22 protein-coding genes are annotated in these 25,894 nt (G+C 42.9%); 14 read left to right on the top strand and 8 right to left on the bottom strand.

Annotated features, from left to right (window positions below):
- Window positions 1–129: 129 nt before the first annotated feature.
- Window positions 130–1,344, bottom strand: a complete 1,215-nt coding sequence (gene queG / locus RCH20_RS10360; protein WP_327193544.1) for a tRNA epoxyqueuosine(34) reductase QueG — start codon at window positions 1,342–1,344, stop codon at window positions 130–132.
- Between the two features lie 210 nt (window positions 1,345–1,554).
- On the opposite strand from queG, the gene RCH20_RS10355 reads away from it, so the two are divergent.
- Complete coding sequence (locus RCH20_RS10355) at window positions 1,555–3,399, top strand: NAD(P)H-hydrate dehydratase (protein WP_327193543.1); 1,845 nt, start codon at window positions 1,555–1,557, stop codon at window positions 3,397–3,399.
- A 177-nt stretch (window positions 3,400–3,576) separates the two neighbouring features.
- On the opposite strand, the gene RCH20_RS10350 is transcribed toward RCH20_RS10355, so the two are convergent.
- Window positions 3,577–4,095: a DUF4124 domain-containing protein gene (locus tag RCH20_RS10350; protein ID WP_327193542.1), complete on the bottom strand. Its 519-nt coding sequence runs from the start codon at window positions 4,093–4,095 to the stop codon at window positions 3,577–3,579.
- A gap of 967 nt (window positions 4,096–5,062) precedes the next feature.
- On the opposite strand from RCH20_RS10350, the gene RCH20_RS10345 reads away from it, so the two are divergent.
- From RCH20_RS10345 to RCH20_RS10315, 7 genes are all read left to right on the top strand, one after another.
- Complete coding sequence (locus tag RCH20_RS10345) at window positions 5,063–6,775, top strand: acetolactate synthase 3 large subunit (RefSeq protein WP_209959232.1); 1,713 nt, start codon at window positions 5,063–5,065, stop codon at window positions 6,773–6,775.
- Window positions 6,775–7,272, top strand: a complete 498-nt coding sequence (ilvN, locus tag RCH20_RS10340; RefSeq protein WP_209958560.1) for an acetolactate synthase small subunit — start codon at window positions 6,775–6,777, stop codon at window positions 7,270–7,272. The genes RCH20_RS10345 and ilvN overlap by 1 nt, the downstream gene beginning before the upstream one ends.
- A gap of 179 nt (window positions 7,273–7,451) precedes the next feature.
- Window positions 7,452–8,468 (top strand): ketol-acid reductoisomerase, encoded by a 1,017-nt coding sequence (ilvC, locus tag RCH20_RS10335; RefSeq protein WP_327193541.1) that lies wholly within the window; start codon window positions 7,452–7,454, stop codon window positions 8,466–8,468.
- A gap of 258 nt (window positions 8,469–8,726) precedes the next feature.
- Window positions 8,727–9,152, top strand: a complete 426-nt coding sequence (locus RCH20_RS10330) for a hypothetical protein (protein WP_209958556.1) — start codon at window positions 8,727–8,729, stop codon at window positions 9,150–9,152.
- A gap of 416 nt (window positions 9,153–9,568) precedes the next feature.
- Window positions 9,569–9,781 (top strand): cold-shock protein, encoded by a 213-nt coding sequence (locus RCH20_RS10325; RefSeq protein ID WP_010196799.1) that lies wholly within the window; start codon window positions 9,569–9,571, stop codon window positions 9,779–9,781.
- A 640-nt stretch (window positions 9,782–10,421) separates the two neighbouring features.
- Window positions 10,422–11,171, top strand: a complete 750-nt coding sequence (locus tag RCH20_RS10320) for an electron transfer flavoprotein subunit beta/FixA family protein (RefSeq protein ID WP_327193540.1) — start codon at window positions 10,422–10,424, stop codon at window positions 11,169–11,171.
- A gap of 127 nt (window positions 11,172–11,298) precedes the next feature.
- On the top strand, window positions 11,299–12,231 hold the full coding sequence (locus RCH20_RS10315) for an electron transfer flavoprotein subunit alpha/FixB family protein (RefSeq protein WP_327193539.1): 933 nt from the start codon (window positions 11,299–11,301) through the stop codon (window positions 12,229–12,231).
- A 188-nt stretch (window positions 12,232–12,419) separates the two neighbouring features.
- On the opposite strand, the gene RCH20_RS10310 is transcribed toward RCH20_RS10315, so the two are convergent.
- Window positions 12,420–13,223, bottom strand: a complete 804-nt coding sequence (locus RCH20_RS10310) for a TrmH family RNA methyltransferase (RefSeq protein WP_327193538.1) — start codon at window positions 13,221–13,223, stop codon at window positions 12,420–12,422.
- 55 nt (window positions 13,224–13,278) lie between these two features.
- Window positions 13,279–14,262, bottom strand: coding sequence for a class 1 fructose-bisphosphatase (locus RCH20_RS10305; protein ID WP_327193537.1), 984 nt, complete (start codon window positions 14,260–14,262; stop codon window positions 13,279–13,281).
- Between the two features lie 414 nt (window positions 14,263–14,676).
- On the opposite strand from RCH20_RS10305, the gene RCH20_RS10300 reads away from it, so the two are divergent.
- From RCH20_RS10300 to RCH20_RS10290, 3 genes are all read left to right on the top strand, one after another.
- A complete protein-coding gene (locus RCH20_RS10300) occupies window positions 14,677–15,753 on the top strand; it encodes an aspartate carbamoyltransferase catalytic subunit (protein ID WP_327193536.1) in 1,077 nt (358 codons plus the stop codon).
- A gap of 133 nt (window positions 15,754–15,886) precedes the next feature.
- Window positions 15,887–17,098 (top strand): dihydroorotase, encoded by a 1,212-nt coding sequence (locus RCH20_RS10295; protein ID WP_327193535.1) that lies wholly within the window; start codon window positions 15,887–15,889, stop codon window positions 17,096–17,098.
- Complete coding sequence (locus RCH20_RS10290; RefSeq protein WP_327193534.1) at window positions 17,091–17,657, top strand: DUF2127 domain-containing protein; 567 nt, start codon at window positions 17,091–17,093, stop codon at window positions 17,655–17,657. Before RCH20_RS10295 ends, RCH20_RS10290 begins: the two co-directional genes overlap by 8 nt.
- Before the next feature lie 174 nt (window positions 17,658–17,831).
- Here the strand turns inward: RCH20_RS10290 and RCH20_RS10285 are convergent, their stop codons facing one another.
- The 3 genes from RCH20_RS10285 to RCH20_RS10275 all read right to left on the bottom strand — a co-directional run bounded on the left by RCH20_RS10285 (window position 17,832) and on the right by RCH20_RS10275 (window position 22,473).
- A complete protein-coding gene (locus RCH20_RS10285) occupies window positions 17,832–19,115 on the bottom strand; it encodes a cation:proton antiporter (protein WP_327193533.1) in 1,284 nt (427 codons plus the stop codon).
- 118 nt (window positions 19,116–19,233) lie between these two features.
- Window positions 19,234–20,844: a DUF2254 domain-containing protein gene (locus tag RCH20_RS10280; protein ID WP_327193532.1), complete on the bottom strand. Its 1,611-nt coding sequence runs from the start codon at window positions 20,842–20,844 to the stop codon at window positions 19,234–19,236.
- Window positions 20,845–20,919: 75 nt separating this feature from the next.
- A complete protein-coding gene (locus tag RCH20_RS10275; protein WP_327193531.1) occupies window positions 20,920–22,473 on the bottom strand; it encodes a YihY/virulence factor BrkB family protein in 1,554 nt (517 codons plus the stop codon).
- A gap of 269 nt (window positions 22,474–22,742) precedes the next feature.
- Here RCH20_RS10275 and wrbA point away from each other — a divergent pair, with 269 nt between their 5' ends.
- Both wrbA and RCH20_RS10265 read left to right on the top strand, forming a co-directional pair.
- A complete protein-coding gene (gene wrbA, locus RCH20_RS10270; RefSeq protein WP_209958535.1) occupies window positions 22,743–23,360 on the top strand; it encodes an NAD(P)H:quinone oxidoreductase in 618 nt (205 codons plus the stop codon).
- A 258-nt stretch (window positions 23,361–23,618) separates the two neighbouring features.
- The gene (locus tag RCH20_RS10265) at window positions 23,619–24,092 is read left to right on the top strand and encodes a hypothetical protein (protein WP_327193530.1); all 474 of its coding nucleotides are present in this window, start codon (window positions 23,619–23,621) and stop codon (window positions 24,090–24,092) included.
- A 163-nt stretch (window positions 24,093–24,255) separates the two neighbouring features.
- On the opposite strand, the gene RCH20_RS10260 is transcribed toward RCH20_RS10265, so the two are convergent.
- Window positions 24,256–25,026, bottom strand: coding sequence for a DUF3108 domain-containing protein (locus RCH20_RS10260; RefSeq protein ID WP_442793132.1), 771 nt, complete (start codon window positions 25,024–25,026; stop codon window positions 24,256–24,258).
- Window positions 25,027–25,596: 570 nt separating this feature from the next.
- Between RCH20_RS10260 and RCH20_RS10255 the strand changes: the two genes are divergently transcribed.
- Window positions 25,597–25,887, top strand: coding sequence for a co-chaperone GroES (locus RCH20_RS10255; RefSeq protein WP_021812726.1), 291 nt, complete (start codon window positions 25,597–25,599; stop codon window positions 25,885–25,887).
- Window positions 25,888–25,894 lie beyond the last annotated feature (7 nt).

Genomic DNA, 25,894 nt, shown 5'->3' with positions numbered 1-25,894 from the left:
CTATAATCTGTAATCTATAGTTTTGTTGGCTATTCCTTCTTAGACTAGAATACCAAGTACAAAAAACGCCTTTTAATTGTTAAAAGGCGTTTCTTATTGTCTATATTTTTATCAATATATAAATCCTATCTAAAGTAGCGATAGTTTATGACGCTGTTCGTTAATTGCCCACTCAATATGCTCATCTAGCATGTCACTGTGAACACCCAACTTAGACTGTAATTGCGTGATGATATCTATACTGGCATTAGCATTACCCAAACCAATAGTGATATTGCGTAAAAAGTTAACGTAGCCTGTGCGCCTGAGCGGGCTGCCTTCCGTGTATCGCAAAAACTCTGTCTCCTGCCATTGCCACAATTCAACTAAGCTACTGTTATCAAGTTTATGCCTGGGGGTAAAGTCATCTACTGGCGTTAATTGGGCATAGCGGTTCCACGGACAGACTAGCTGACAATCATCGCAGCCGAAGACACGATTGCCAATGGCACGGCGGTACTTAGTGTCAATTGACCCTTTGTGCTCGATAGTCAAATAAGAGATACAGGCCGATGCATTGAGCTCGTAGGGCGCGACAATTGCTTGGGTAGGGCAGATATCGATACAGGCGCTACAACTGCCACAGTGGGCCTCAACGGGCTCATCATCAGGCAATTCGAGACTCATAAACAGCTCGCCCAGCACAAAGAACGAGCCAGCTTGCTTATTAAGTAATAAAGTATGCTTGCCTGTCCAACCCAGTCCAGCCGCATCGGCTATGGGACGCTCAAAAATAGGAGCAGAGTCGCTAAACGGTCGAAAAATAAACTCAGTCTCAGCGCCAATATCTAAATGCCGCCACTCAGGCAGCATGCCTTCAATCTTTAGTGCCAATTGTTTTAGACGACCCCGCATGGTTTTATGATAATCACGCCCACGGGCATACCGGGCAATGATGCCCTGATTAGGCCGAGCATTATCGGCGACCGTTCGTGGTGTTGGCGCTTGGGTCAGATAATCCATGCGGACACTGATGATGGTTTTTGCCCCTTCTACCAGCTGTTCAGGATGTGCACGTAGATCGTGGTTATTATGCATGAACTGTAATTGGCCTTCATAACCCTTAGCCAGCCAACGTTGTAGCTGTTCCATTTGTGCAATAAATAACGGATGGTGCACCGACAAAAAACCACAATCAGCAAATCCCAAAGCTTGTGCCTGAGTTTTAATCCATTGTTTTACTTCGGCTGTCGTCGCAAAGCTCGTTAGGTTATTGACCGTGATATTATCTTGCGCCTCACTACTGCCTGCTGATGGCTGTGTGGATTTTTTAGATGGCAGAACCATTTGAGATTTTGTATTCATAAATAATGATAAATGATAGCGTGAATACCGTTATGATAAGCCAGTTAGCGAAGAGCGCAAGGGCAAAGATGCATAAATCTGCATGAGTATTGATATATAAGAGTAATACATAAGGATAAGGACGCTTTTGCTAAGCTTGTATGAGTTAATACCGTTCAGGTTGATAGAAATTAAGTCATAAATTATTAGGATAATAATTGAGGATCAGCTATGTCAATGCAAGCGACTTTACTCTCGCCACAGACAACGATGCCTATTGCGTTATATAACAGCCAGCAACTTTATACGATAGAGCAGGCATGGTTTGCACAAGGTCATGATAGTTTTGGATTGATGCACCAAGCGGCTTGGCAGATGGCACAGCATATCAAACAGCTGAGTGCTCTAAAGTCTTCTGCCTCTCGTTCAGCAGGCATGAGTCCGAGTTACCCGCGTGATAGTCGTCAGCAACGAGCTAGTATTTGGGTGGGACAAGGTAATAATGGTGGAGACGGCTGGCTGATTGCTTATTATTTACAGCAAGCGGGCTGGCAGGTACAAGTCATAGTCGTTGGTGGTGATAAAAGCAATAAAGTTAAGGTCAGTGATAATAAGACTAATAATAAGGCTGCTAACAATAAAGGTGAACAAGCCTCTATAGCTGATGCGATCAAGGCAAAACAACTGGCGTTGTCTATTAACTGCCATTATCAATATTTTGAAGATAGCGTGTATAGCCAAATTAATACTACTCAAAGTCATACAGATAATAACGCTCGACCATGTGAAGCTCCTTTTATAGATATTCCCTTTGTTAATGTGTATGTCGACGCGCTGTTTGGTATTGGATTGGACCGCATACCCACAGGAGTCTACAAGCAAGCAATCACTAGCTTTAACTGGGCTGCTAAGCACGCTACTGCCACTGAGTCTTTGGTGGTGGCCGTTGACATTCCGAGTGGTCTGGTGGCATCCACGGGTCAAGTATTTGAGCGCATAGCGATACAGGCTGATGTGACCTTATGTCTGATTGCTCGTAAATTTGGTCTTCATACTAAAGACGGTAACGATTATAGCGGAGAAGTGCTTGATATACCGCTGATACCTTATCAAACGACTGATCAAGCATTGACGCCAGTCGCGACTTTGCTTAATACCGCACACGACCTATCTGCACGCCGACAAAACAGCTATAAAGGCAGCTATGGTCAGGTACTAATAATCGGTGGCAATCGAGTTGATGGCTCACAAGGTATGGGCGGGGCGGCAATATTAGCAGCTTCCAGCGCGATGGCGACCGGAGCGGGTAAAATCACTGTCGCTTGCCATGAAGCCTTTCACGGCGCGTTATTAACCTCGCTACCAGATGCGATGACTATCAGCTTGCATGATGAGGATGGGGTCAAACGCTTAATTGCAGATGCTAGGGTGGTGGCTATTGGCATGGGGCTCGGTCGTGATAAAAAAGCACAACATTTATTTATAACTTATATCCAAGCTGCAATCGCACAGGGCAAGCCTATAGTAATAGACGCCGATGGTCTTTATCATTTAGCCTCATTGCATGTCGATAACCATGAACTAGTAGCACAGCTGCGACAGTACAGTACTGAATACTCAGTTTGTTTGACCCCACACAGTGGTGAAGCAGCGAAACTGCTTGATAGAGAGGTAAGTGACGTAGAAAGCGATAGATTAGCTGCAATAAAACAGTGTGCGGCGATTTATGGCGGTGCTTGGGTACTCAAAGGGGTAGGTTCCTTAGTATTAGAGCCGGTATTAGAGCCGGTATTAGAGCAACACAAAGTATATGTCTGTGGCACCGGTAACGCGGGTATGGCAACGGCGGGTATGGGGGATATATTATCTGGAGTGACCGCCGGTTTATTAGCCCAACAAGATTTAGAGGGTGAATTACACAGTTTACATCAAGCCGTTCTTATTCATGGGCTGGCAGGAGATAGGCTGGTGAATAGTGATAACAATGCATCGTTATTGATTGGACAGCGAGGTCTACAGGCACAGGATATGCCTGCGGCCATCCGCCATGTGATGCAATTACTGATCATTCATTGACTGATTAATCCTAACCTATAGTCAATGAAAAGTAATATCGATACATAACCTACTGCTGGCATAAGTTGTTCTTGTTTGCTGTGCCTACGCAGACAGAGGCTGCAAAAAGCGTATACCAGCAGTACCGTCGCGTTTTTAAGGTATTTTAACTATATTATCGATAAAATAGCCTTAAAACTAGGTGGTCGAGCCGTTACAGTATTGACTGATTGCTTGTTGAACCCGTTCACGCTTTAGCTCAATTTCACGGCCATCTAAATACTGGCGCTTACCGCTAGCGTCCATTTCATAAATACGGCCACCCACGTTGAGGTTGGTTAAGTTATTACGTAATGATTGACAGCGCTGAGCATTCGCATTTGCCTCTTGATCTCTAATACGCGCCTCTAATTGTGCAACGCGCTGATCCTCTGCATTTTGGGTGTTATTATTTTGGTTGGTTTCAGTTTTGCCCGCCAGTTGGCCGGTATTGGTTTGTCTGCCATCACTACGAAACTCAATGACTTCAATGTTTTTACCATTTTTCGGCGCATGCTGACTGTATTTAACTTCACTATGGCTGCCGATAGATTTATACACCTGGATGGCATGACTGGCATTCATAGTTAGTGCCAGCATACAGGTGGTGCTAAGCGTAACCAGCAGCTTAGTAGCGGTACTTATGGTAGGCGCATATGTAGTAGGCGCATATGGCATAATGGCAATCCTTTCAAATAATAATAAAAACATGCGCAGTCATATAAAAACATCGTATCGGTCTGTTGATAACCTTGCCAGTACAGTAGCATTTGATTCTAGCAAAGAACTATTATGAATGCATACTATTTAATAACCAATAGTTAGGGGTGGGCGTTAGAAGTTTTCCTTGACAATAGCGCCCAAACCATCGAATATAATGGGTGTTGGTTGGTCAGTGAGCGGCTTTTATTATATTGTCGTGGCACTTGGAAATAATAACGACAGGTTACTTATCGGTAGCTCATGTGGTTCTATTTTCTTTGTGACAATGATGCAGCAAAGATAGCAGTTATCGTAACTACTATTAATGATTGCATTTATTGTCTCCGGACTTATCTGTCTACAATGACTAAGATGAACTTATTATTTTAAATCTGTTAAATGCAATCTATGCGGTAAGTAGGCATTGATAGAAAGCATCATATAGCGTGCTGACGCTATGGTAACTTCTTGATAAGTGCGCAATACGATTTAGCATTAAATGTGATAGATGCTCTATTGTTATATATCAAGGTATATAATGAACCATAGTTCGCATCGATAACAAATAATAAACTTCCTTTATAGATGCCCACGCATCTTGTCACGGTACATCGATAATTTCTTGTCACAAAACTGACCCTATAAAGTGCTGTATTTGAGTCGCATACTGTCTTACAACACAGTGGTACTTGGATATAATGGACACACATTCTTGATATGGACAAGGGCTAGTGACTGTTCTCATAAGTATAAGACAACCACGTTTTGGCGTCGCTGTTTACTACTGTGAAAAACTGCTAGTTTGCGCCGCAAAATAAAGGTGATGACAGTGACACAGACTACACAAAGTCCGAATATGACCGGACACACTCAAACGGCTAACGCCGCCAAAAACTTCCCTGAAAAGCAACGAAAACTCGCTGAAGGTAGTGATCAACCAGTAATGCTATCAGGTGCTGAAATGTTGGTGCAAGCGTTGACCGATGAGGGTGTCAAATATATTTTTGGCTATCCAGGCGGTGCGGTCCTGCATATTTATGACGCCTTGTTTCAGCAGGAACAAATTGAGCATATTTTAGTACGTCATGAGCAAGCAGCGGGCCATATGGCTGATGCCTACTCACGGGTCACCGGTAATACGGGTGTGGTGCTAGCGACTTCTGGTCCGGGTGCGACTAACACAGTTACTGCTATTGCTACTGCCTTTATGGATTCAGTACCGATGGTAGTGATTGCCGGTCAGGTACCGAGTAGCTTAATCGGTGAAGACGCTTTTCAAGAAACCGATATGATTGGGGTATCACGTCCTATCGTCAAGCACAGCTTTCAAGTGCGTCATGCCAGCGAAATTCCGATGATTGTCAAAAAAGCCTTCCATATTGCCAAGGCTGGTCGTCCGGGTCCCGTGGTCATTGACGTTCCTAAAGATATGACTGCGCCTAGCGAAAAATATGCTTATGAATACCCAGCAGAAGTGTTCGTACGTTCTTATCAGCCTTCGATTAAAGGCCATAGCGGCCAAATAAAAAAAGCCGTTGAGACCTTACTCGCTGCAAAACGCCCGGTCGTTTATGCGGGTGGTGGTGTCATTTGGAGTAAAGCTCATAAAGAGTTGACTGAGCTTGGTCATCGCTTAAATTTACCTGTGACCAACACCTTGATGGGGCTAGGTACATTCCCAGGTTCTGATCCGCAGTTTCTTGGTATGCTTGGTATGCATGGCACCTATGAGGCCAATATGAGCATGCATCATGCGGACGTCATTTTGGCAGTCGGCGCACGTTTTGATGATCGTGTGACTAACAATGTCAAAAAATTCTGTCCTAATGCGACCATCATTCATATCGATATTGACCCCACTTCTATTTCAAAGACTGTCTTTGCCCACATTCCTATTGTTGGTGACGTAAAATCGGTACTGACGGACATGTTAGGAATCATTGGCGAAGATAAAGAATTAGAGCAGCATGCATTACTAGACTGGTGGTCACAGATCAATGAATGGCGTAAACGTCATGGTTTGCGTTATGACACTAGCACAGACAATGGTATCAAGCCGCAAAGCGCCGTACAAACCTTATGCAAAGTGACTAATGGTAATGCCATTATCACCAGTGACGTTGGTCAGCACCAAATGTTCGCCGCACTTTATTACACCTATAAAGAGCCAGGTCAATGGCTTAACTCGGGTGGTCTTGGTACTATGGGTGTTGGCCTGCCGTATGCTATGGCGGCCAAACTTGCCTATCCTGATCGCGATGTGGTTTGTGTCACCGGTGAAGGCTCTATTCAGATGAATATTCAAGAGCTGTCAACCTGCTTACAATACAATCTACCGGTCAAAATCTTTAATATAAACAACGCGCAGCTAGGTATGGTAAAGCAGTGGCAGGACATGGTGTATGAAGGCCGTCACGCGCAGTCTTATATGAACTCGCTACCAGACTTTGTAAAATTAGCCGAAAGTTATGGTCACGTCGGGATCAAAATTACCGACCCTGAGACTATGGAAGCACAAATTGCTGAAGCAATGGCCATGACAGACAAGCTAGTATTTATTGATGTTCATGTTGATCGCAATGAGCATGTGTATCCGATGCACGTTGCTGGGCAAACGATGCGTGACATGTGGTTATCAAAAGGGGAGCGTACTTAATGCAACAACAACATCTGATTTCGGTATTAATGGAAAACGAAGCGGGGTCGTTGTCGCGGTTAGTCGGCTTATTCTCTCAGCGCGGTTACAACATTGAGACTCTGAACGTCGCACCGACCGACGATCCGACGATCTCACGCTTGACCTTGACCACCACCACCTCCCCTGAAAAAATTGAGCAAGTGACCAAGCAATTGCATAAGCTGATTGAAGTGGTTAAGGTGCTTAACTTATCAGATACTGTACACGTTGAGCGCGAACTAATGCTGATTAAAGTTCGCGCTACTGGTAACGTGCGTGAAGAGATTAAGCGCAGTGCTGATGTCTTTCGAGCACAGATTGTTGACGTCAATGCCAATTTATATACCATTCAAATCGTTGGTGATACTGCCAAGCTTGATGGCTTTATTGAGGTCATCGGTCGCGAACGTATCTTAGAAGTGGTACGCTCGGGTACGATTGGCATTGCCCGTGGTGAAAAAACGCTGAGTATATAACATCATTCTTGTCATTTTATCTAATTGAAAGTATTTAGACTGTTGCAGCTTATCTTAGATAAAATTATTTATTCGAAATTTAAAATCATGCTTATATATTAAGCCATCTTAAGCTAAAGGTGGCGATATAAGCGTTTACTATCCATGGCTATCCATGATTGAGGAAAAGGACTCTACTTATGAACGTTTTTTATGATAAAGACTGTGATCTATCTATTATCCAAGGCAAAAAAGTTGCCATTATTGGTTACGGTTCACAAGGTCACGCCCACGCCTTAAACCTACAAGAATCTGGCGTAGATGTGACTGTTGGCTTACGTGCTAACTCAAGCTCATGGAAAAAAGCTGAAAATGCCGGCCTAAAAGTCGCCGAAGCACAAGATGCCGTAAAAGGCGCTGACGTGGTCATGATTTTGACCCCTGATGAGTTCCAAAAGCAGCTATACAATGACGTGATTGAGCCTAATATTAAACAAGGTGCTACTCTAGCCTTTGCTCATGGTTTTGCCATTCATTATAACCAAGTTGAGCCACGTAGCGATCTTGACGTTATTATGGTTGCCCCTAAAGCGCCAGGTCATACGGTACGCTCTGAGTTCGAAAAAGGCCGTGGTATTCCTGATCTTATCGCCATCTATCAAGATGCCTCAGGTCAAGCCAAGCAATTAGCCTTGTCGTACGCTGCTGGTGTGGGTGGCGGTCGTTCCGGTATTATTGAAACTACCTTTAAAGATGAAACTGAAACTGATCTCTTTGGTGAGCAAGCAGTACTGTGTGGCGGCGCCGTTGAGCTGGTCAAAATGGGCTTTGAAACCCTAACTGAAGCCGGTTATGCACCAGAAATGGCCTACTTTGAGTGCTTACATGAGTTAAAGCTGATTGTTGACTTGATGTATGAAGGCGGTATTGCTGATATGAACTACTCAATCAGTAACAATGCCGAATATGGCGAATATGTGACTGGTCCTGAAGTTATCAATGAGCAATCACGTGAAGCCATGCGTAACGCGCTAAAACGTATCCAGTCTGGCGAATACGCTAAAATGTTCATCACTGAAGGGGCGACTAATTACCCATCAATGACCGCTCGTCGTCGTAACAATGCTGAGCATGAAATTGAACTTACTGGTGCTAAATTGCGCGGTATGATGCCTTGGATTGGTAGTAACAAAATTATCGATAAAGACAAAAACTAAGTGGTTACTTAACAGCTTTTAACCAGCTGTGGAGTCAATACACTCCAAAACAGTTATTACCCGTGCGATCAAGTTGATTGTACGGGTTTTTTTATGAGTTTTCTTCGGACTGGTTTGTGAGGGGTAATTTGATGGATATCCAGTATTCGGCTTGAAAACCTATGTTGGCTGCCTAATATAAGAGTCCGGCATAGTTGTTAATCAGTTAACGACCGCCGCATTTATTTTTCCTTATTCTCAGATTATAGGTTGTGTGTTGTGCAAATACCTTTTCCAGACTGGCTGACGCCGCAGTTCGCATATATTGTCCTCAGCGCCATAGTTGCCGTTCTCATTTGGACAGAAGGGGAGATGCTCAAGCGCACTGATGGCAAGCTGCCTAAATCATTATTATTTCAAATCAGCTCTCTATTAGATACAGCCTGGTTTTTTGTCTCAGTAGTCATGCTATATGTGATAGATTTAACACCTCTAGCTACTGCTGTTCCTGCTGCCTATGGGATTTACACTATCTTTGGCTGGGTTTATGGCACTCGCTTAATCAAACGCAAAGGTATTCCAGACTCGCCCAAAGATTTAGTCGTACCCCCTAAATACATTGCCTACAGCCAGTCATTTTCGTTGATATTCTTTGCCCTTTGTTTATTGGTATTGACCTCTCCATGGTTACCGCTATCTAACTAACCAGTAGCCTAGGGTATGACCTATGACCTATGACCTATGACTTATGACTGGTACTAGCGAGTAATCAATGATTTATTATGTGTCATAAAGTCCAAAGCGACAATAAATAATAATTATTAGACAATTATGCTCTCGAGCTAAAAACCTGAAATATATAAGCGAATAGGCTATAAGAATGCCATAAAAGTCTCGTTAGATAGCTAGTTGATCATTTACAAAAAGACCTAATTTAAACTTCTACCGTTAAGAAAAGCTGTTATAATAAATTTGTACTCATAGGATTTAAGACGAAAGTGAGCTATCTTAAAGATATACCACCTTCGACTTCGAGCATCTGCTCACAAATCAGACGAGTATATATCAATTAATCGGTGACGACACACGTCTCGCCAACAGTTAAAGAGTTAGGAAAATTTATGTCAGATAAAGTTGAAGGCACTGTAAAGTGGTTTAATGAAGCTAAAGGTTTTGGTTTTATCGCTCAAGACAATGGCGGACAAGACGTATTCGCTCACTACAGCGCTATCCAAGGTGGCGGTTTCAAAACCCTAGCCGAAGGACAAAAAGTGTCTTTCATCTTAGGTGATGGCAAAAAAGGCCCACAAGCTGAGCAAATCGAAGCTATCTAATCTAACTGACGACTAGTTTCGGTTGATTTATCAGTCATTACTACAGTCACCAGTTAATAGATACTTATAGATTACTATGTCGTTAACACGACAAAAATACTGTTTAGATTGTATATTAAGAGCAACCTCTCATCAGGTTGCTCTTTTTTGTTATAAAAATGCTTTTAATGACGTTCGTGATAGTGAGCTGTAAATAAGCCGGGTTAAGTAATCGTCGGAAAATAAATTGGTATTATAAATGACAACAAAATATCAAGCATGTTGAGGGCGAGTAATGCTATAAAGGTAGAGAAACCCAAACTATTAAATAAAAAAAGGGACGATTTTATAGATTTAAAGGCTATTTTCTAGAGAATGGTGACAAATTTATGACGCATTATTCACGCCCTTGTCTTGACCTTATCGGCATGCTCACGCAAGATAGTTGAGTATAATAAATAACGATGAACTTAGGTTTTGTATCACTTGTCAACAATCTTGCTAAGCAAGTACATTTTATTTCGGTATTCCCTTGCAGGGGTTTTATTGATTAGTGACCCCTGGCTAAGTCATAATATCTGATTGAAATTTTGAACGACAATAAACCAGTGGTTTTTAATTTATAATTTTTTAATTCATAACATTAATAAACGAGGAACGTATGAAAGCATTAGTAGCGGTCAAGCGTGTCATTGATTATAACGTCAAAGTTCGTGTAAAAGCTGATAACTCTGGTGTGGATCTATCCAACACCAAAATGTCTATTAACCCCTTTGATGAAATCGCGGTTGAAGAAGCGGTGCGCCTAAAAGAAGCGGGTGTGATCGACGAAATCATTGTGGCCTCAATTGGGCCAAAAGAATCACAAGAACAGATCCGTGCTGCCTTAGCACTGGGTGCTGATCGCGGTGTACTGGTAGTATCTGATGACAAGCCTTATCCGCTACAAGTAGCTAAAATCTTGAAAAGCATTGCTGAGCAAGAAGGCACCGACATCATTTTATTGGGTAAACAGGCCATCGATGATGATAACAACCAAACTGGTCAGATGCTTGCTGCGCTAATGGGTGCTGGTCAGGGTACATTTGCCTCAGAAGTTAAAGTCGAAGGCGATAAGGTAAATGTCACTCGTGAAGTTGATGGTGGCTTACAAACTGTTGAACTTGCACTACCAGCAGTCATTACCACTGATTTGCGTTTAAATGAGCCACGCTACGCGAAGTTACCAAATATCATGAAAGCGAAAAAGAAACCGCTTGATGAGAAAACACCGGCAGATTTTGGTGTAGAAATGGCTTCTAAGCAAGAAATTATTAAAGTCATGCCACCTGCTGAGCGTAAAGCTGGTATCAAGGTGGGTTCAGTTGATGAGTTGGTCGATAAGTTGCGCAATGAAGCACAGGTAATTTAATCTTTGCTTTGGTATCTACATAGTAGTTATATGTTTGCCGTCGTACTCTGAAAGCTAGGCCTATAAATAACTATGTGTATAACTGACTGTACAAATCGACGATACGAATAAATAAGGGACAAAAATAATGGCAATTTTGGTATATGCAGAACATGACAATGCCAGTCTAAAAAAGGCAACCTTGAATACTATCACTGCTGCTAAGCAAATCGGCGATGACATTCATGTATTGGTCGCAGGTAGTGGTAATCAAGCGGTAGCTGACGAAGCTGCAAAAGCAGAAGGCGTGAGCAAAGTACTTCTTGTCGATAATGCTGCCTATGAGCACCAAATGGCAGAAACTATTGCGCTATTGGTAGTTGATCTTGCTGGCGATTACAGCCACATCATCGCTCCAGCAACTACAACTGGCAAGAACTTTATGCCACGTGTTGCTGCTTTACTTGATGTGAGTATGCTATCAGACGTGACTGCTGTCATTGATGCGCAGACATTTGAGCGTCCTATCTACGCGGGTAATGCGACAGCAACCGTTAAAACCACAGAAAGTAAAATCGTCCTAACGGTACGTACTACTGGTTTTGACGCTGCTGCAGCTGAAGGTGGTTCAGCGACTGTTGAAACTATCGATAATGTGCAACAGTCTGACAAATCAAGTTTTGTTAATGAAGAGATGGCCACCTCCGACCGTCCTGAATTGACTTCGGCCAGCATTGTAGTTTCTGGTGGTCGCGCGTTAGCAAATGGTGAGAACTTCACTAAATACATTGAGCCATTGGCTGATAAATTGGGCGCTGCTGTTGGCGCATCACGTGCGGCTGTCGATGCAGGTTATGTTCCAAACGATATGCAAGTGGGTCAAACGGGTAAAATCGTAGCTCCAGACTTGTACATTGCTGCCGGTATTTCAGGTGCTATCCAACATTTAGCGGGTATGAAAGATTCTAAAATCATCGTGGCGATTAATAATGATCCAGAGTCACCAATCGCTAGTGTGGCTGATTATTTCTTAGAAGCTGATTTGTTTGATGCGTTACCTGAGCTTACTAGCAAGGTTTAATAGCCAGAGTCAACAAATTACTCACTTACTATGATGTCAAACATGCTCGATGTGATAGAGATACAATTGCTATTCGTATTCCTCTTATTAATTTGCGCCTGACGTGTTGATAGTAAGCGACCAGACAAGCATAAAAAAATCCCGCCATAATGATGGCGGGATTTTTTTATACTCAAAAGAGAGGCTATTTAGGAGTAGTGGCGTTGACGTAAGGTTTCATACAAACAAAGTGCGCCTGCAATGGCGACATTGAGACTTTCTTGACCATTAGGTTGCGGCAATGCAATAGGGGTAGCACATTGCATTAAGTCGGCACAAACACCCTGACCTTCATGGCCCATGATCCAAGCGATTGGCGCCTGGAGATCATGCTCGTAAATTAAAGTATCGGTATGCGAGCTGGTTGCCAATAGCGGGACTTGTACATGATCTAGAATCTCTGTGCTGCTCAGTCCTTCATAAATATTTAATGCAAACTGCGCGCCCATGCCGGCACGCAAGGTTTTGGGTGACCATGCTTGGGCAGTCGCGCTGGTGCACAATACAGTGTTGATACCGACTGCTGCTGCGGTTCGCAGCAGGGTACCGACATTACCGCTGTCCTGTACATCATTGAGAATCAGGCAGTCATCATTAATCATTGGCAAGTTTGGGGTCGGTATATCAATAATCGCCATGATATCAATGCCAACACCTAAGCTACGAATGCTTTGATATAAGGGGTCAGACACGGTTAAAATAGCAGTATAGGTTGGCAAACGGGTCAAAATCTGCTGCACCTCGATATCTGCCTGTGCTGATTCTGCTAGTAATATTTGTACAAATGGATAATCACTACGCAGCGCCGCATCGATTAGATGTACGCCTTCAAGTATGGTCTGCCCCTGTTTTTTGCGCTGGCGTGCCTGTGACAAAAGCGCGCCTGCCAGTTTTACCGTCTGGTTTTTATCTGAGGTAACTAAGATAGTGGGCTCATTTAGATTCGATGTCATAATAGACCGTTTAAAAGTAAACATTAAATTAAAAATGACTTATAACAAGTCTGTCTTATTTTTCGCTATGCTGTACATGTAATTCTTTCACATAATCAACTTCGTTTTTGCTGCCGAGTACCACTGGGACACGCTGATGAATATCAGTGGGATCTATATCAAGAATACGATTGACGGCGTCAGTTGCCGCGCCGCCAGCACGTTCAATCAACAGGCTCATGGGATTGGCCTCATACATTAAACGTAATTTGCCCGCTTTATGCGCATACTTAGTATCAAAAGGATACGCGAATAAGCCACCACGACATAAGATACGATGCACGTCACCGACCATTGCTGCTACCCAGCGAGTATTAAAGTCGCGACCGCGTACTCCAGTCTCGCCAGCAATGAGCTCATCGATATATTGTTGCATGGGTGCGCGCCAGTAGCGATAGTTTGAACCATTGATAGCATATTCGCTAGTGTCAGCAGCGATTTGCACATTATCTTCTATCAGCACATAATCATCGCTATCTGGATCTAGACTAAACATAACGACATTATCGGCGACAGTCAGTGCCAACATAGTAGAGGTGCCGTATAATAAATAACCCGCTGCTAGCTGCTGATTGCCGGGCTGCAAAAAATCACTATTTTCACTGATGTGACCTTGGCGTTGATAAGGTAGAATAGAAAAAATTGTCCCTACTGCCATGTTAATATCAATATTTGAAGAGCCATCCAGTGGATCGAATAACACTAACAAGCTACCATCCGCATTGGCAGGAGTGGCATTATCAAGCTCTTCTGAAGCCACGCCAGCACAATGTGTGTTTTGCTCCAAAGCATTTAAGAGTAAATCATTGGCCAGTACATCCAGCTTTTTTTGCTCTTCGCCTTGAATGTTTTGATTGCCTACTTCGCCTAAAATATCTGCTAATGCGCCTTTTCTAAGTAACTGTGAAATAGTTTTGCCAACGTCAGTGATGGTCATAATTACATCGCTAACCACAGGATTGGCTGCATGGTTGTTTAGGTATTGCGCTAGGGTCGTCATAAGGCTTCCTGATAAATGGGATTAAAGGGTACAGAGTGTTAGAGGTGTTATTTATTAGGTGAGGCTACACTTATAAAAAATATAAAATAAGCCAAAATAGGCCGTTAAGTGGGCAAATATTTAAATAGCCGATACCGTATCTTTGTCCTGACCACAAAATCAGCTACACTATATCCATTATTATTCATAAGTTGAGCAAAAGTATTGTTTGTGACGGTCAACAGCCGTCTATTTGCAGCATCGCTAGCAGTGTTATTGAGATTATTGGTGCCAGTAGCTACCACTGCGGTAAATTGTAGCAAATAAGCGTCAAAATGTCCTTGTATCTGTACTCATCGCTATAAATGAATAGAAAGTTATGAATGAAGCCATATAAGCCAAATCAATATAAACCGACAATAAAGACTTGCCATTATGTCAAATTTTATAAATAACAGTTCAATAAATATGGTATCGCCGTCTGATGATGCCAAGTTCGATCCTGATAACATTCATCAAAGGCTCAATAAATCGTTAAGCCGCCCGCAGCTGAACGTCGATGGTAGCCTTCGGCATTTCTTAGGCGTAGAAGGCCTGAATAAAGCACAACTGCAAGCTATTATCGCTAAAGCGGAAACGTTTTTCGATGATAATGGCCAGCTTATAAACAGCCCAGAGCTTAGAGGCTGTACCGTGATGAATCTATTTTTTGAGCCATCAACGCGTACTCGAACCACCTTTGAGGTGGCAGAAAAGCGTTTGGGTGCTAACGTATTAAACATTGATATCGAACGCTCTAGCACCAAAAAAGGTGAGAGTCTGCGTGATACGCTCTGGAACTTGCAGGCGATGACCGCTGATATCTTTGTGGTACGGCACTCTGCATCAGGCGCCGCTCATTTTATGGCTACTGAGGTGACACCAGACATCGCTATTATTAATGGCGGTGATGGCTGGCATGCGCATCCGACCCAAGGAATGCTCGATATGTTGACCATTCACCGTGAAGCGCCGCGTCCGTTTGAGGCGTTATCAGTCGCTATCATTGGTGATATCAAGCATTCACGAGTGGCGCGTTCAGATATTAGTGCTTTGCAAACGCTGGGGGTAAAAGACATCCGGGTTATTGCACCACGCACTTTATTACCTAAGGGTATTGAGCGCTTTGGGGTACAAGTATACGAAGATATGAACAGCTGTGTGACCGATTGCGATGTCATCATGGGTCTGAGAATACAAAATGAGCGTATTGGCTCGCCTTTACTGGCCTCATCTAGCGAGTATTATAAGCATTATGGCATTACTCCTGAGCGGGTAGCATTGGCTAAACCTGATGCCTTAATCATGCATCCAGGGCCGATGAATCGCGGGGTAGAGATTGCCTCAAGTGTCGCTGATGGTGCGCAGTCAGTGATCTTAAAGCAAGTCAATAACGGCGTCGCTATTCGTATGGCAGTGTTGGCAATGGCAATGGAAGGGCAACGTGCGCATCAAGCGGCTAGAAAATACTAGCCAGTTCTACCAAGATGAAGATGCTGGTTATACTCGCCAGTTTATCTTGGAGGCGAAAAAATTATATTGATTTTAGTTTATCCTGCTTTGCTATCTTATTTATCTAATGTTTATTAATACGGTAATAACCTCTATGACCAATGTTATAACCCCTCATGTACAGATGCTCGACTTACTGCCTAAAACCTTTAGAAACTCGCTACCAAGCGCTGCTATAGATCAGCTGGCAAACTTTACAGCTGAGCGTGAAACTTGGCTGCTACCGCCATTGGTTGATCTATGCGCACGCCTGCGTGAGCCTGGACAACAGCAACACGGAACCCTCGCTTCAGAAGGGCGTGCTGCACGTGCTAATGGTTTTTTGCATGTGGTTATTCCACCTGATACCAGTCCTATTTTAGAAAATGGCTCGTTACTTAAAGGTCTACGTGAGCGCGCACTTGAAGATGGTGGTATTTATTTGCATATTCTGGGCGCCTTAAGCGCTGGTCTTAAAGGCGAGCGCCCTTCTAATATCGCTGGCCTAAAAAAAGGTGGCTGTATTGCAGTTTCTAACGCTCGGCGGCCCTTTAGCAATGATTTAGTACTACTGCGGACCCTGGAATACGCAGCAACTTTTGCCATGAAAGTATTCTTTTATCCTGATGAGCCTAGCTTGTCTAATGATGGGGTGGCGCATGAAGGCTATATTGCCTCATACCATGGTTTGCAAGGTATTCCGTGGATTGCTGAAACTGTGGCATTATCAACCCAGTTATTGATGGTTGAAGAGACCGGAATAGCGGCACACTTTAGTCAGCTGTCCTGCAAGTCTTCGGTAGAACTGATGCGCTGGGCCAAAAGTAAAAAATTGCCAGTGACTTGTGATGTGGCCATGCATCAGCTGTACCTAACAGATGATAATTTAGAAGGGTTTAATGCGATGGCCTATGTATTACCACCACTGCGTAGTAATACCGATCAAAAGGCGCTACGTCGTGGTTTAACAGACGGCACTATTGACGCGATTTGTAGTCATCATGAGCCATTAAATGCCACTGCAAAAAAAGCCCCGTTTGAAGAGAGCACGCCCGGCATTTCAAACTTTGATACTTTTATGGCGCTAGCCTGCCAATTGGTACGTGATGAGGTGCTCACCTTAGAGCAACTGGTCGATAAAATCTGCCTGAATCCTGCAAAAATTGCGGGCATTGATACACAATATCAAGATATTGGTGGTGCCATAGTGGTTGATCCTAATCTCGAATGGCAGGTGACCGCAGAAACGATGCATTCCAGTGGTAAAAACACCCCCTTCTTTACTCAACGGTTACAAGGGCGCGTTGTGGAGACTTTCTTTGGCTAACTTGCCCCCTCAGGACGACAGTCAGCAGCTGCCCCCGATGGGTCAACAGCATAAGCCAACAGACAATAACAACCCTAGGAAGAGACCGCGACCCAAAGCAAGTAAGTCTAGCGAGTCTATTAAAGCAGTCGCAATTTATGAACTGGTAAAAGGTATTGGCGCGCTGATAGGCGCCGTTGCGTTATGGCTGTGGCATAAAGATATGGAGCGCTGGCTGTCAACAGCAACACACTCTTGGCAACAGAGTTTTGGCCGCCTGCTTGCCCCGCAAGTCGAGAGCGCGGTACAGATTGCGCAGCAGGCCGGCAAAAACTGGACGTTATTCTTGTTATTAATATTTTCTTATGCGAGCCTGCGCTTTATTGAGGCTTATGGACTATGGCAAGATAGAACTTGGGCCTATTGGTTTGGAGTGGTGGGTTACGGCATATTTATTCCCATCGAGCTGTATTATTTGCTCACGAGCCCCTTTGACTGGTTTAAACTAAGCATTTTAGTCTTAAATATTGTGATTGTTATTATTGTTTATCGCAATATGAAACGCAAAGGTCTGATATAGAGTCTCACTATCTACGCTATGATTGGCATTGAATATGACTGGCTCTAAACATAATTAGTATTGAATATGAATGGCACCAAAACCTTGAGCCCAGCAAAAGAAAATTTCCTTGGGTGGGCTTATTGCTTTGGAAGCTTAACGATACTTCCGCAGAAATGTTCAATCAGCAAGGTGTTAAGAAGCATTGTCCACTGACTTCTCTTCAGTAGGACAAATAGTTTTGGCCACTTTACCGACACTTAAACCCTGCACTAAGATAGAAAACACCACCACCGCATAAGTCAGGGCTAATAAAATATCGCGCTCAGATCCTATTGGCAGCTGTAATACTAACGCCACTGAGATACCGCCGCGCAGTCCGCCCCAAGTTAATACTTTCCACGCACCGTCCGGCAGATTGAGCTGACGGCTAAAGGTCTTGGTAGTCATACCTACTACGATAAGGCGAGCCAGTAGGGCGATAATAATAGTTAAGCCAGCAGCAATAAACAAGTTACCGGAGTAGGCAATCATCACTACTTCAAGACCAATCAAAACAAACAAGATCGCGTTTAGTATCTCATCAATCAATTCCCAGAATAGATCAATGTAGTGGCGGGTCTTATCACTCATCGCCAGCTCACGCCCGCGATTACCAACCATTAGCCCCATCATTACCATAGCTAACGGTCCTGACAAATGCCAATGACTGGCCAGCGCATAACCGCCTATTACGCCTGCCAGTGTTAATAGCACCTCTTCTTGATAACTGTCGATACTTTTGATGAGGTAATATAGAATTGCCCCTAATACAATACCGAATACGATACCGCCGCCAGCCTCAACTGCTAGCGTGTGCGCCACATAATTGGCGGTTGGAATATCACCACTAGATAATATCCCAAGTAGTATTACGAAAATAACGACACCGATGCCGTCATTAAATAACGACTCGCCTGCAATGACAGTTTCGATGCTCTTAGGTGCGCCTGCCGAAGCCAAAATACCCATTACAGCGATTGGGTCAGTAGGCGATATCAAAGCACCAAATAACAAACACCAAATAAAAGGTAGCCCAAAGCCGAACAGTGGCAGCATAAAATAAAGTGCAGTAGCGATTAGCACTGCCGATACTACCGTACCGATACAGGCTAAAATACCAATCGGCAGTTTGTAACGTCTTAAATCACCAATATTGACATGTAATGCACCTGCGAATAGCAGCATAGATAACATGCCATCAAGTAATACCTCGGTAAAATCAAGTTGATCCAATAAGCTAACCTCATAATCAATCAGCTGATCAAAGCCTAAAAATCCTAAAAATATGGCTACAATAGATAACAGGATAGAGATAACCATGACACCGATGGTCGTTGGTAGACCGATAAAACGGTGATTTATATAGGTCAGTGAGGCAGTAATCGATAAAAAAATGGCGCTGATTTCAAGTACGGTTAGGTCAGTTGCAGATGCCATGAAGAGAGTCTCAAATTAATATAAAAACCTGTTTTAAGCCCAAATGTGGTCAGGGTTATGTGCAGGGTGAATCTTATGGTTTTACTGATGTTCACAAAAATCAATCTTTTATAAGAGCTTAGCTCGACTGCGTCTGTAGCGCTTGATGAATATGAGTTGAAAACGCGCTGACATATTCAAAGTGTTGGTGGTTGGCATCATCGTTATGGATAAACTGTCGTGCTTGATGGCACATTGCCTTCAGATCAACGACCAACTCGTTATAACTTAGATTTTCTTCTCCTGCTCTTTCAATTAGAGACAGCTCGTGTAGTAGCGTTTGTCGTTGAGCGCTGTTGACACGGGCATAGTTAAGATCGGTCATTGCCTGACACAAAGCTTTTAAAACCATTAAGTCAGCAGTGGCATAGCGACGTATTTCTCCAAGAGACACATCAATAAAGTCGGATATTCTAGGAGTTTTAGTAATGACCGATAATATCGCTACTCGTGATTGGTTGACGATGACTTCAGGCGAGTCCTCATTATGTGGAAGAGTATAAAAATGATAGGAATTAGGCGGTTGCCGACGCATCATCAAACTCAGACAGGCAGTCAACGACTGTACGCAATTAACAGCGGTTTTAGGGTCGTTAATACCAGGAGATAGAGCCCGTACTGCAATTTCGGTCATTTGTCCCAAGCTGTAAGCAATATCATTAGAGTGTACCGGTCGGCGTTCAAGATGAATGCCTGTCGCAAAACGTTGCCAAAACAGGCCATCAGGTGTGCGCGGCATAATAGCAAGATTGGCAGTTTGGGTTTTTTGTAGGTTGCTGGCATGATCGGTGGGACGCTGATAAAAATATCCCATGACATTTTTGTCAGTGACAAAGTGCCCTAGATTGGTATGCAACTGCAGTACGCCGCCATAATCTTGCGCCAAAGTGACCAGCGATTCAGTATAAATTTGCTGGAGATAGCCTGAGCTTGGCGCATAAATGGCGGTCGCTGGCCAGTCAGAAAACTGTGTCACATCTTCATGTGTTAAATCGCGCTGGTACTGAATTTCACAGTTATCACTGTACCAATAATTAATATTTTCAATGGCATCATCGCTGGCATCTTTAATGACATGAGAGGCTTGAATAGCATGCACCATGTGTTGCACAAAATAGACCAACAATAAGGCGCAGACAATAGCCATGATAATAGCAAAGGTCACAGCCAACTGCGGCACACCAAATTCAACATCGTATTTATGAATAGATTTTAAGACCAATAAGCTGTAGCTAAAAGTACCGATAAATGCCCCAAGTACGAACTGGTTTGGGGTATCAGTCAAAAAATTACGTAATAATCGTGGCCCAAATTGAGAAGAGGCCATCGATAGCACAGCAATAGTGATTGAGAACGTCGTGCCTGCTACCCCAAGTACTGCTCCTGCAATCGCTGTCATGATAGCGCGCGCTGCTTGATCATCACCAGTAAAAGCAAAACTAATTTCCTTGACAGTTTCACGATCAAACTGCTGATCAATAGTGACTAAGATGGGTGCCAGAATTATGCCAAGTAACACACAAGCCGTTGGGATAAACCAGTAGGAGCCAAGCAGCTGCTGCCATAGATTTCTCAAGCGCTCAGGTAAGTTAGTTAAGGTCTGTATTGACCACAGATGTAGAAATTTCCTCACCCACTGTAAGCTGATAGTAATAATGTTATTAGGCAGTTTATATTTAGTATTATTCACCCCCACGATCTCCAGAATTTATATATTCTTAATTTTTTATAGTGGTTACTCGATATTTCGTAGTAGTAAGGTCGTTTAGTGATGACTTTCTGGATTATCATCTTCAGTAATAATATGGCCCTTACTCTCGTTAGCCTCATTGGTAGAAGATTGCCATTTTTCACTATCGCTATCAGGTATTAAAATTTCACGATCATGGTTATCGCACTCTACCTCGCTGTCTTTATCATAAGCTGCTGGCTCAAATTTTGGTGTGTCATTATTATCGGAGCCCTTAGTAGAGGACTTGCCAAAATTTTCATCGACAGACTTTCTAACCGTTTTATGATCACCGCTGCTATGTGCAGTCTCTTTATCAGTTGATGATTTCTGGCGTGGCTGACTGTGGGCAAAAATAGCAGATAAGGGTAAATTAAGTTGCTCTTTAGCACAGGCTTCAGTATTTTCAAAACGATTGACCAACAAGCTGAGCCATGGCTTTTGCTGATCTTGTTTCATTTCATCAAGCTCATCTTTAATCGGTAGCGGATAAGGCAAGGTGCGATAAAAATCCCACAGTGTCATATTACTAAGGTCTTTTTTGAGCACATAATCATCGTCTTCGGTCATCGCAATTAAATTGCTGTCTTGCAGGTAGTTGATATAGGTATACCATTTCGGCAGCTCTTTGCGACCCAGCACATTGCGCAGCTCTTGTTCGCTTACCGCATCACCTGTTAAATGATGAGTATAAACTAGATTAAGCATATCCAGTAAGCTCAGCAGTGGATGACGCGGATAGACTTCTTTGGTCTCAAAAATTGTCAAGGTATAACTAATTTCAACGCCCAACAGAATCAAATTCCATGACAAAAAGATCCATAATAAAAAAATCGGTAATGCAGCGAATGCGCCATAAATGGCTTCATAGCTGGTAAAGTTGGTCATTACCGTACCAAAGACATACTTAAGTAGCTCAAATACAATGGCTACAAAGACACCAGCAATAGCCGCATTTTTCACAGGTACGCGTGCTTTTGGAATAAACCAATACATAGCAATGAAACCTGCCATGGTTACTCCAATGGATACGACCTGTACCCAAAATGACCAGTCAATACCATAACCTGCAATTTGGCGATTCAAAAAGCCTAGACTTTGTACCGTACTTGAGGCGATAAATGCAGTGCCGAGTACCAGTGGGCCCAGGGTAACAATGGTCCAATAACGTAACATGCTCTTCATGCCGCCGGAACGATTTTCTACGCGCCAAATCTGATTAAAGGCGCGCTCAATAGTAGTCAGGGTTAAGATAGTCGTCACAAATAATACCATCGCCCCGATAGCGGTTAAATTAGAGGACTTTTCAGCGAAACTATTAATGTATTTACTAACTTGCAATCCTGATTGTGGCAGCAAGTTACTATAGATGACTTCATAAATTTGTGCTCTGACTGAAGCGAGTGCTGGTACAGAAGATAAAATCATCAGCAATACAGTCAACATAGGAACAATGGACAGCATAGTGGTATAAGTAAGAGAGGCGGCTTTTTGTTGGCAATTGTCTTCGAAGAAGTGCCGCGTTAAAAATCGCAAAAACTGAAACCAGGGTTGCTGTAAAAATGGGATTTTTTTTAGTAAGTTTTCCATGTCGACCATTTAGAGCGGTTAAAAGTAAGAATAGTGTAACAAAAATATGCTACCAGAATCTGCCACTTATTTGTGTCAAAATGCTCAAGGTCGTAACAGTACTAATAACAGTGCTACCAATAATAAATCTGCTAAAAATAGCACTGAACGATACGTTTGCATCTGGGCTTATGAGTCGGGCATAATATACATATACGCTTATACTTATGCGCTTATAATAGTAATGACTTTAAAAGAGTCACTCATCATTTTAAAAGGAAGCTTTGCTAATGAGTCAGACCACCCCTTATGTTTTGGTACTCTATTACTCTAATTATGGGACTACTAAGACTTTGGCTTATTCGATTGCTCAAGGTATTGAAGATGCTGGCATGACGGCGCGTATTCGTACTGTACCAACGGTCGCGCCTGAAACCACGTCAAGTAAGCCTGCGATTCCTGACGAGGGTGATCTCTACTGTACGATGGATGATCTAAAAGACTGTATAGGTCTAGCCATGGGTAGTCCGACCCATTTTGGTAATATGGCCGCACCCCTGAAATATTTTTGGGACACTACGGTTACCGTTTGGCTGGCAGGTGATTTACAAAATAAGCCCGCTTCAGTATTTACTGCCACAGGCTCGATGCATGGTGGACAGGAAACGACCTTGCTAACTATGATGTTGCCACTGATCCATCATGGCATGATGATTATTGGTATTCCATATGCTGAGCCGGCGCTAAATCGTACCAGTCGTGGTGGCACGCCTTATGGGGTGAGTCATGTTAGTGGTGCTGCCCACGACCAACCAGTAACAGCAGACGAGCTTGAATTAGCGATAGCCCAAGGTCGCCGCCTAGCTATTAGCGCGACCGCTTTAGCGCAAGCGAATTGGAAACGTTAAACTAATTTAGTTTGACGGGCCAGTCTGTTAGTGTTGACCAATCGGCTGGTTTTAAAAGGGTAACAATGGTTTAATGAGTTAGCCACTATTTATGTAATAGCTGTAATCATTAGTGGTCGCAAATGAATACACCAGCATTCTCAGAAACACTTCCAGCATTTTAAGTAACACTCTAAGTAACACTCTAAGTAACACTCTAAGTAACATTGTTCTGTGTAAGAATGAATGATGTCATCAATTAGGAAGCACATATATCTAATGCCGAATCATTCCAACCCTGCTAAACGTCCAACGCCGACTAAACAGTCCGCTAAAGCCAACAAGCCTATTGCCCCAATGCGTCAGCGCTTAGTATTGACCTGGTTAGCTTGGCTAGTCTATCGCTTGCTAGGACTGCCTATTTTAATCAGTATTTTTAACCCAATGAATCCTGATATCATTGGTGGTATTGCTTGGCAAGCATTGTGGCTGGTGCCAGCCCTGGTTTTAACGCCGTCGATATTACGCGGACGCTCGCCTTATGCGCTATTGATAGACAGCATGGTGACCTTGGTTTATCTAGGGGCCAGTGGGGTTGTGCTGTTCACTCGCATTTATGGCAGTAGTTGGGCAGAGTTGGCAGTCTATTTACTTGATTTTGTATTAATACTTTTGATTAATACCTGGTTGTTCTTGCTATTAAAACGTCTACCCTCAATGAATAATGTAGAAAAAAAACCCAGACAACACTAAGTTTATCAACGGTTATGGGTTTAAGGGTACACAATAAAGTCATAAAAAAGCGGCGCTCTAATAGTTAGAGCGCCGCTTTTTTATGATAAGACTTTTTTATAACAACTAGCTGGACGTTAAGCTAAAGTGCCCAAAGCTAAAGTACCCAAAGCTAAAGTACTTGTTAATTTACTTTAGTTAACTCTAAGTCCATTTTTTTACCATCGTTCACTTGGCTTACTTTAACGGGTAGATAATCTAAACTTGGCGCCAACCAAAAGCTGGTAGAGCGACTGTTATCCTCATGAATGCGATCAACGCGGACGGTATCAAAAGTACCAGCAGGGACTGTGATTTTAGTATTGCCGGACTTTTTGAATGGCGTTTTTTCAATCTCGTTTTTTTTGGCCATATAGTAATTGCCTGAAAATTTACCATTCAGTAAATCTTGGCGAATTTGTACTTCAAGGCTCAAGTCATCAAAAGCTTGTTGGGCCATTTTAAGGTTAACCGTTTTACCTTTATAGGTACTGGCCACCTGTTTTTTGCCAGCATTAAAATTGAGATTATGAGTGCGACCAAAGCCAAAGAGTTTATAAGTGGTACTGGCTTGGGTAGGGTTAACATTATTGCCAACAATGGTAAAAGCACTGTTTTGCGAGGCGGTCGCAATACCCGCAACGCGTGCATTAACCTCATATTTCCAGAGATTGCCTGATTTGCTTAAGTTGCGAGTGGCGCTGCCTTTATACTTATCTTCTATTGTAAAGTTATAATCGGCACTGGAGGCCTGAATGGTCTTCGCGTTAGCAAGGGTGGGGGTGGTCATACTAAGTGCTCCAACAGCAGCAATGCTCGCACCCATGGTCAATGCTGACAGCAGTTTGTGTTTACTGCGCTTTGTGTGAGTAGAATGGTTTTCTGTAGATGGCTTATTTATTAATGAAGCGCTCATGGATATTCCTCAATTAGTGTACATCCTTTAATACAGGACTTTTCTTTAACATACGACTTTTATCGCTATTATTGGTCTCTAGGCACCGTCTTGTCTCTAGGATTTTTCTGTAGGTGCTATAACTCTAGCCATCATAATGAGTATATCTTGTTACATTTTCAAGGGCAGGCGTTGCTATTGGCGTTTGGGTTTTGTTGTTAGTGTTACGCAAATGACTTGGCTATTACTAGAAGTAACGCGCTGTTAGTAACGTTACTGACTGCGGATGTTTATGACTATTACTAGAGCAATGACTGGGCTAGTTTTAGAAAAAATTTAGCTTTCATGTGAGCCGCCAGAGTCTTATATCAGGTTTTTAAAGTCTTTAGGCAGTAATACCGCTTTATCTCTACCAATCATGCAGCATTCTTGTAAAATTTATTAGCTTTACACTTGAAGATATTTGATATTGCCCCCACTTTTGGGGACAAGCTCAAGGCTTATCTTAAAGATTGTTTTGCGATTAGCGCTTGGGTCTCTTAAACTAAATAATTTATTAATTCAAATAACCTACATTTTGGAGTCATATCGATGAATATCCGTCCTTTACATGACCGTATTGTCGTCCGCCGCATAGAAGAAGAAACAAAAACTGCTGGTGGTATCTTATTACCGGGTTCTGCACAAGAAAAGCCGTCACAAGGCGAAGTATTAGCCACTGGTAATGGTCAGATTCGTGACAATGGTGATACTCGTGCGCTAGATGTAAAAACTGGCGACAAAGTACTATTTGGTCAATATGCGGGTCAAACTGTCAAAGTTGACGGCGAAGAACTACTCATTATGAAAGAGTCTGATGTATTGGGTGTGCTAGAAGGTTAATAGAAAA

Origin of the sequence: Psychrobacter sp. PL15 (assembly GCF_035984995.1) — a bacterium.
Taxonomy (GTDB): Bacteria; Pseudomonadota; Gammaproteobacteria; order Pseudomonadales; family Moraxellaceae; genus Psychrobacter.
The sequence above is the reverse complement of the archived record's forward strand: the minus strand, read 5'-3'. Positions and strand labels throughout refer to the sequence as shown.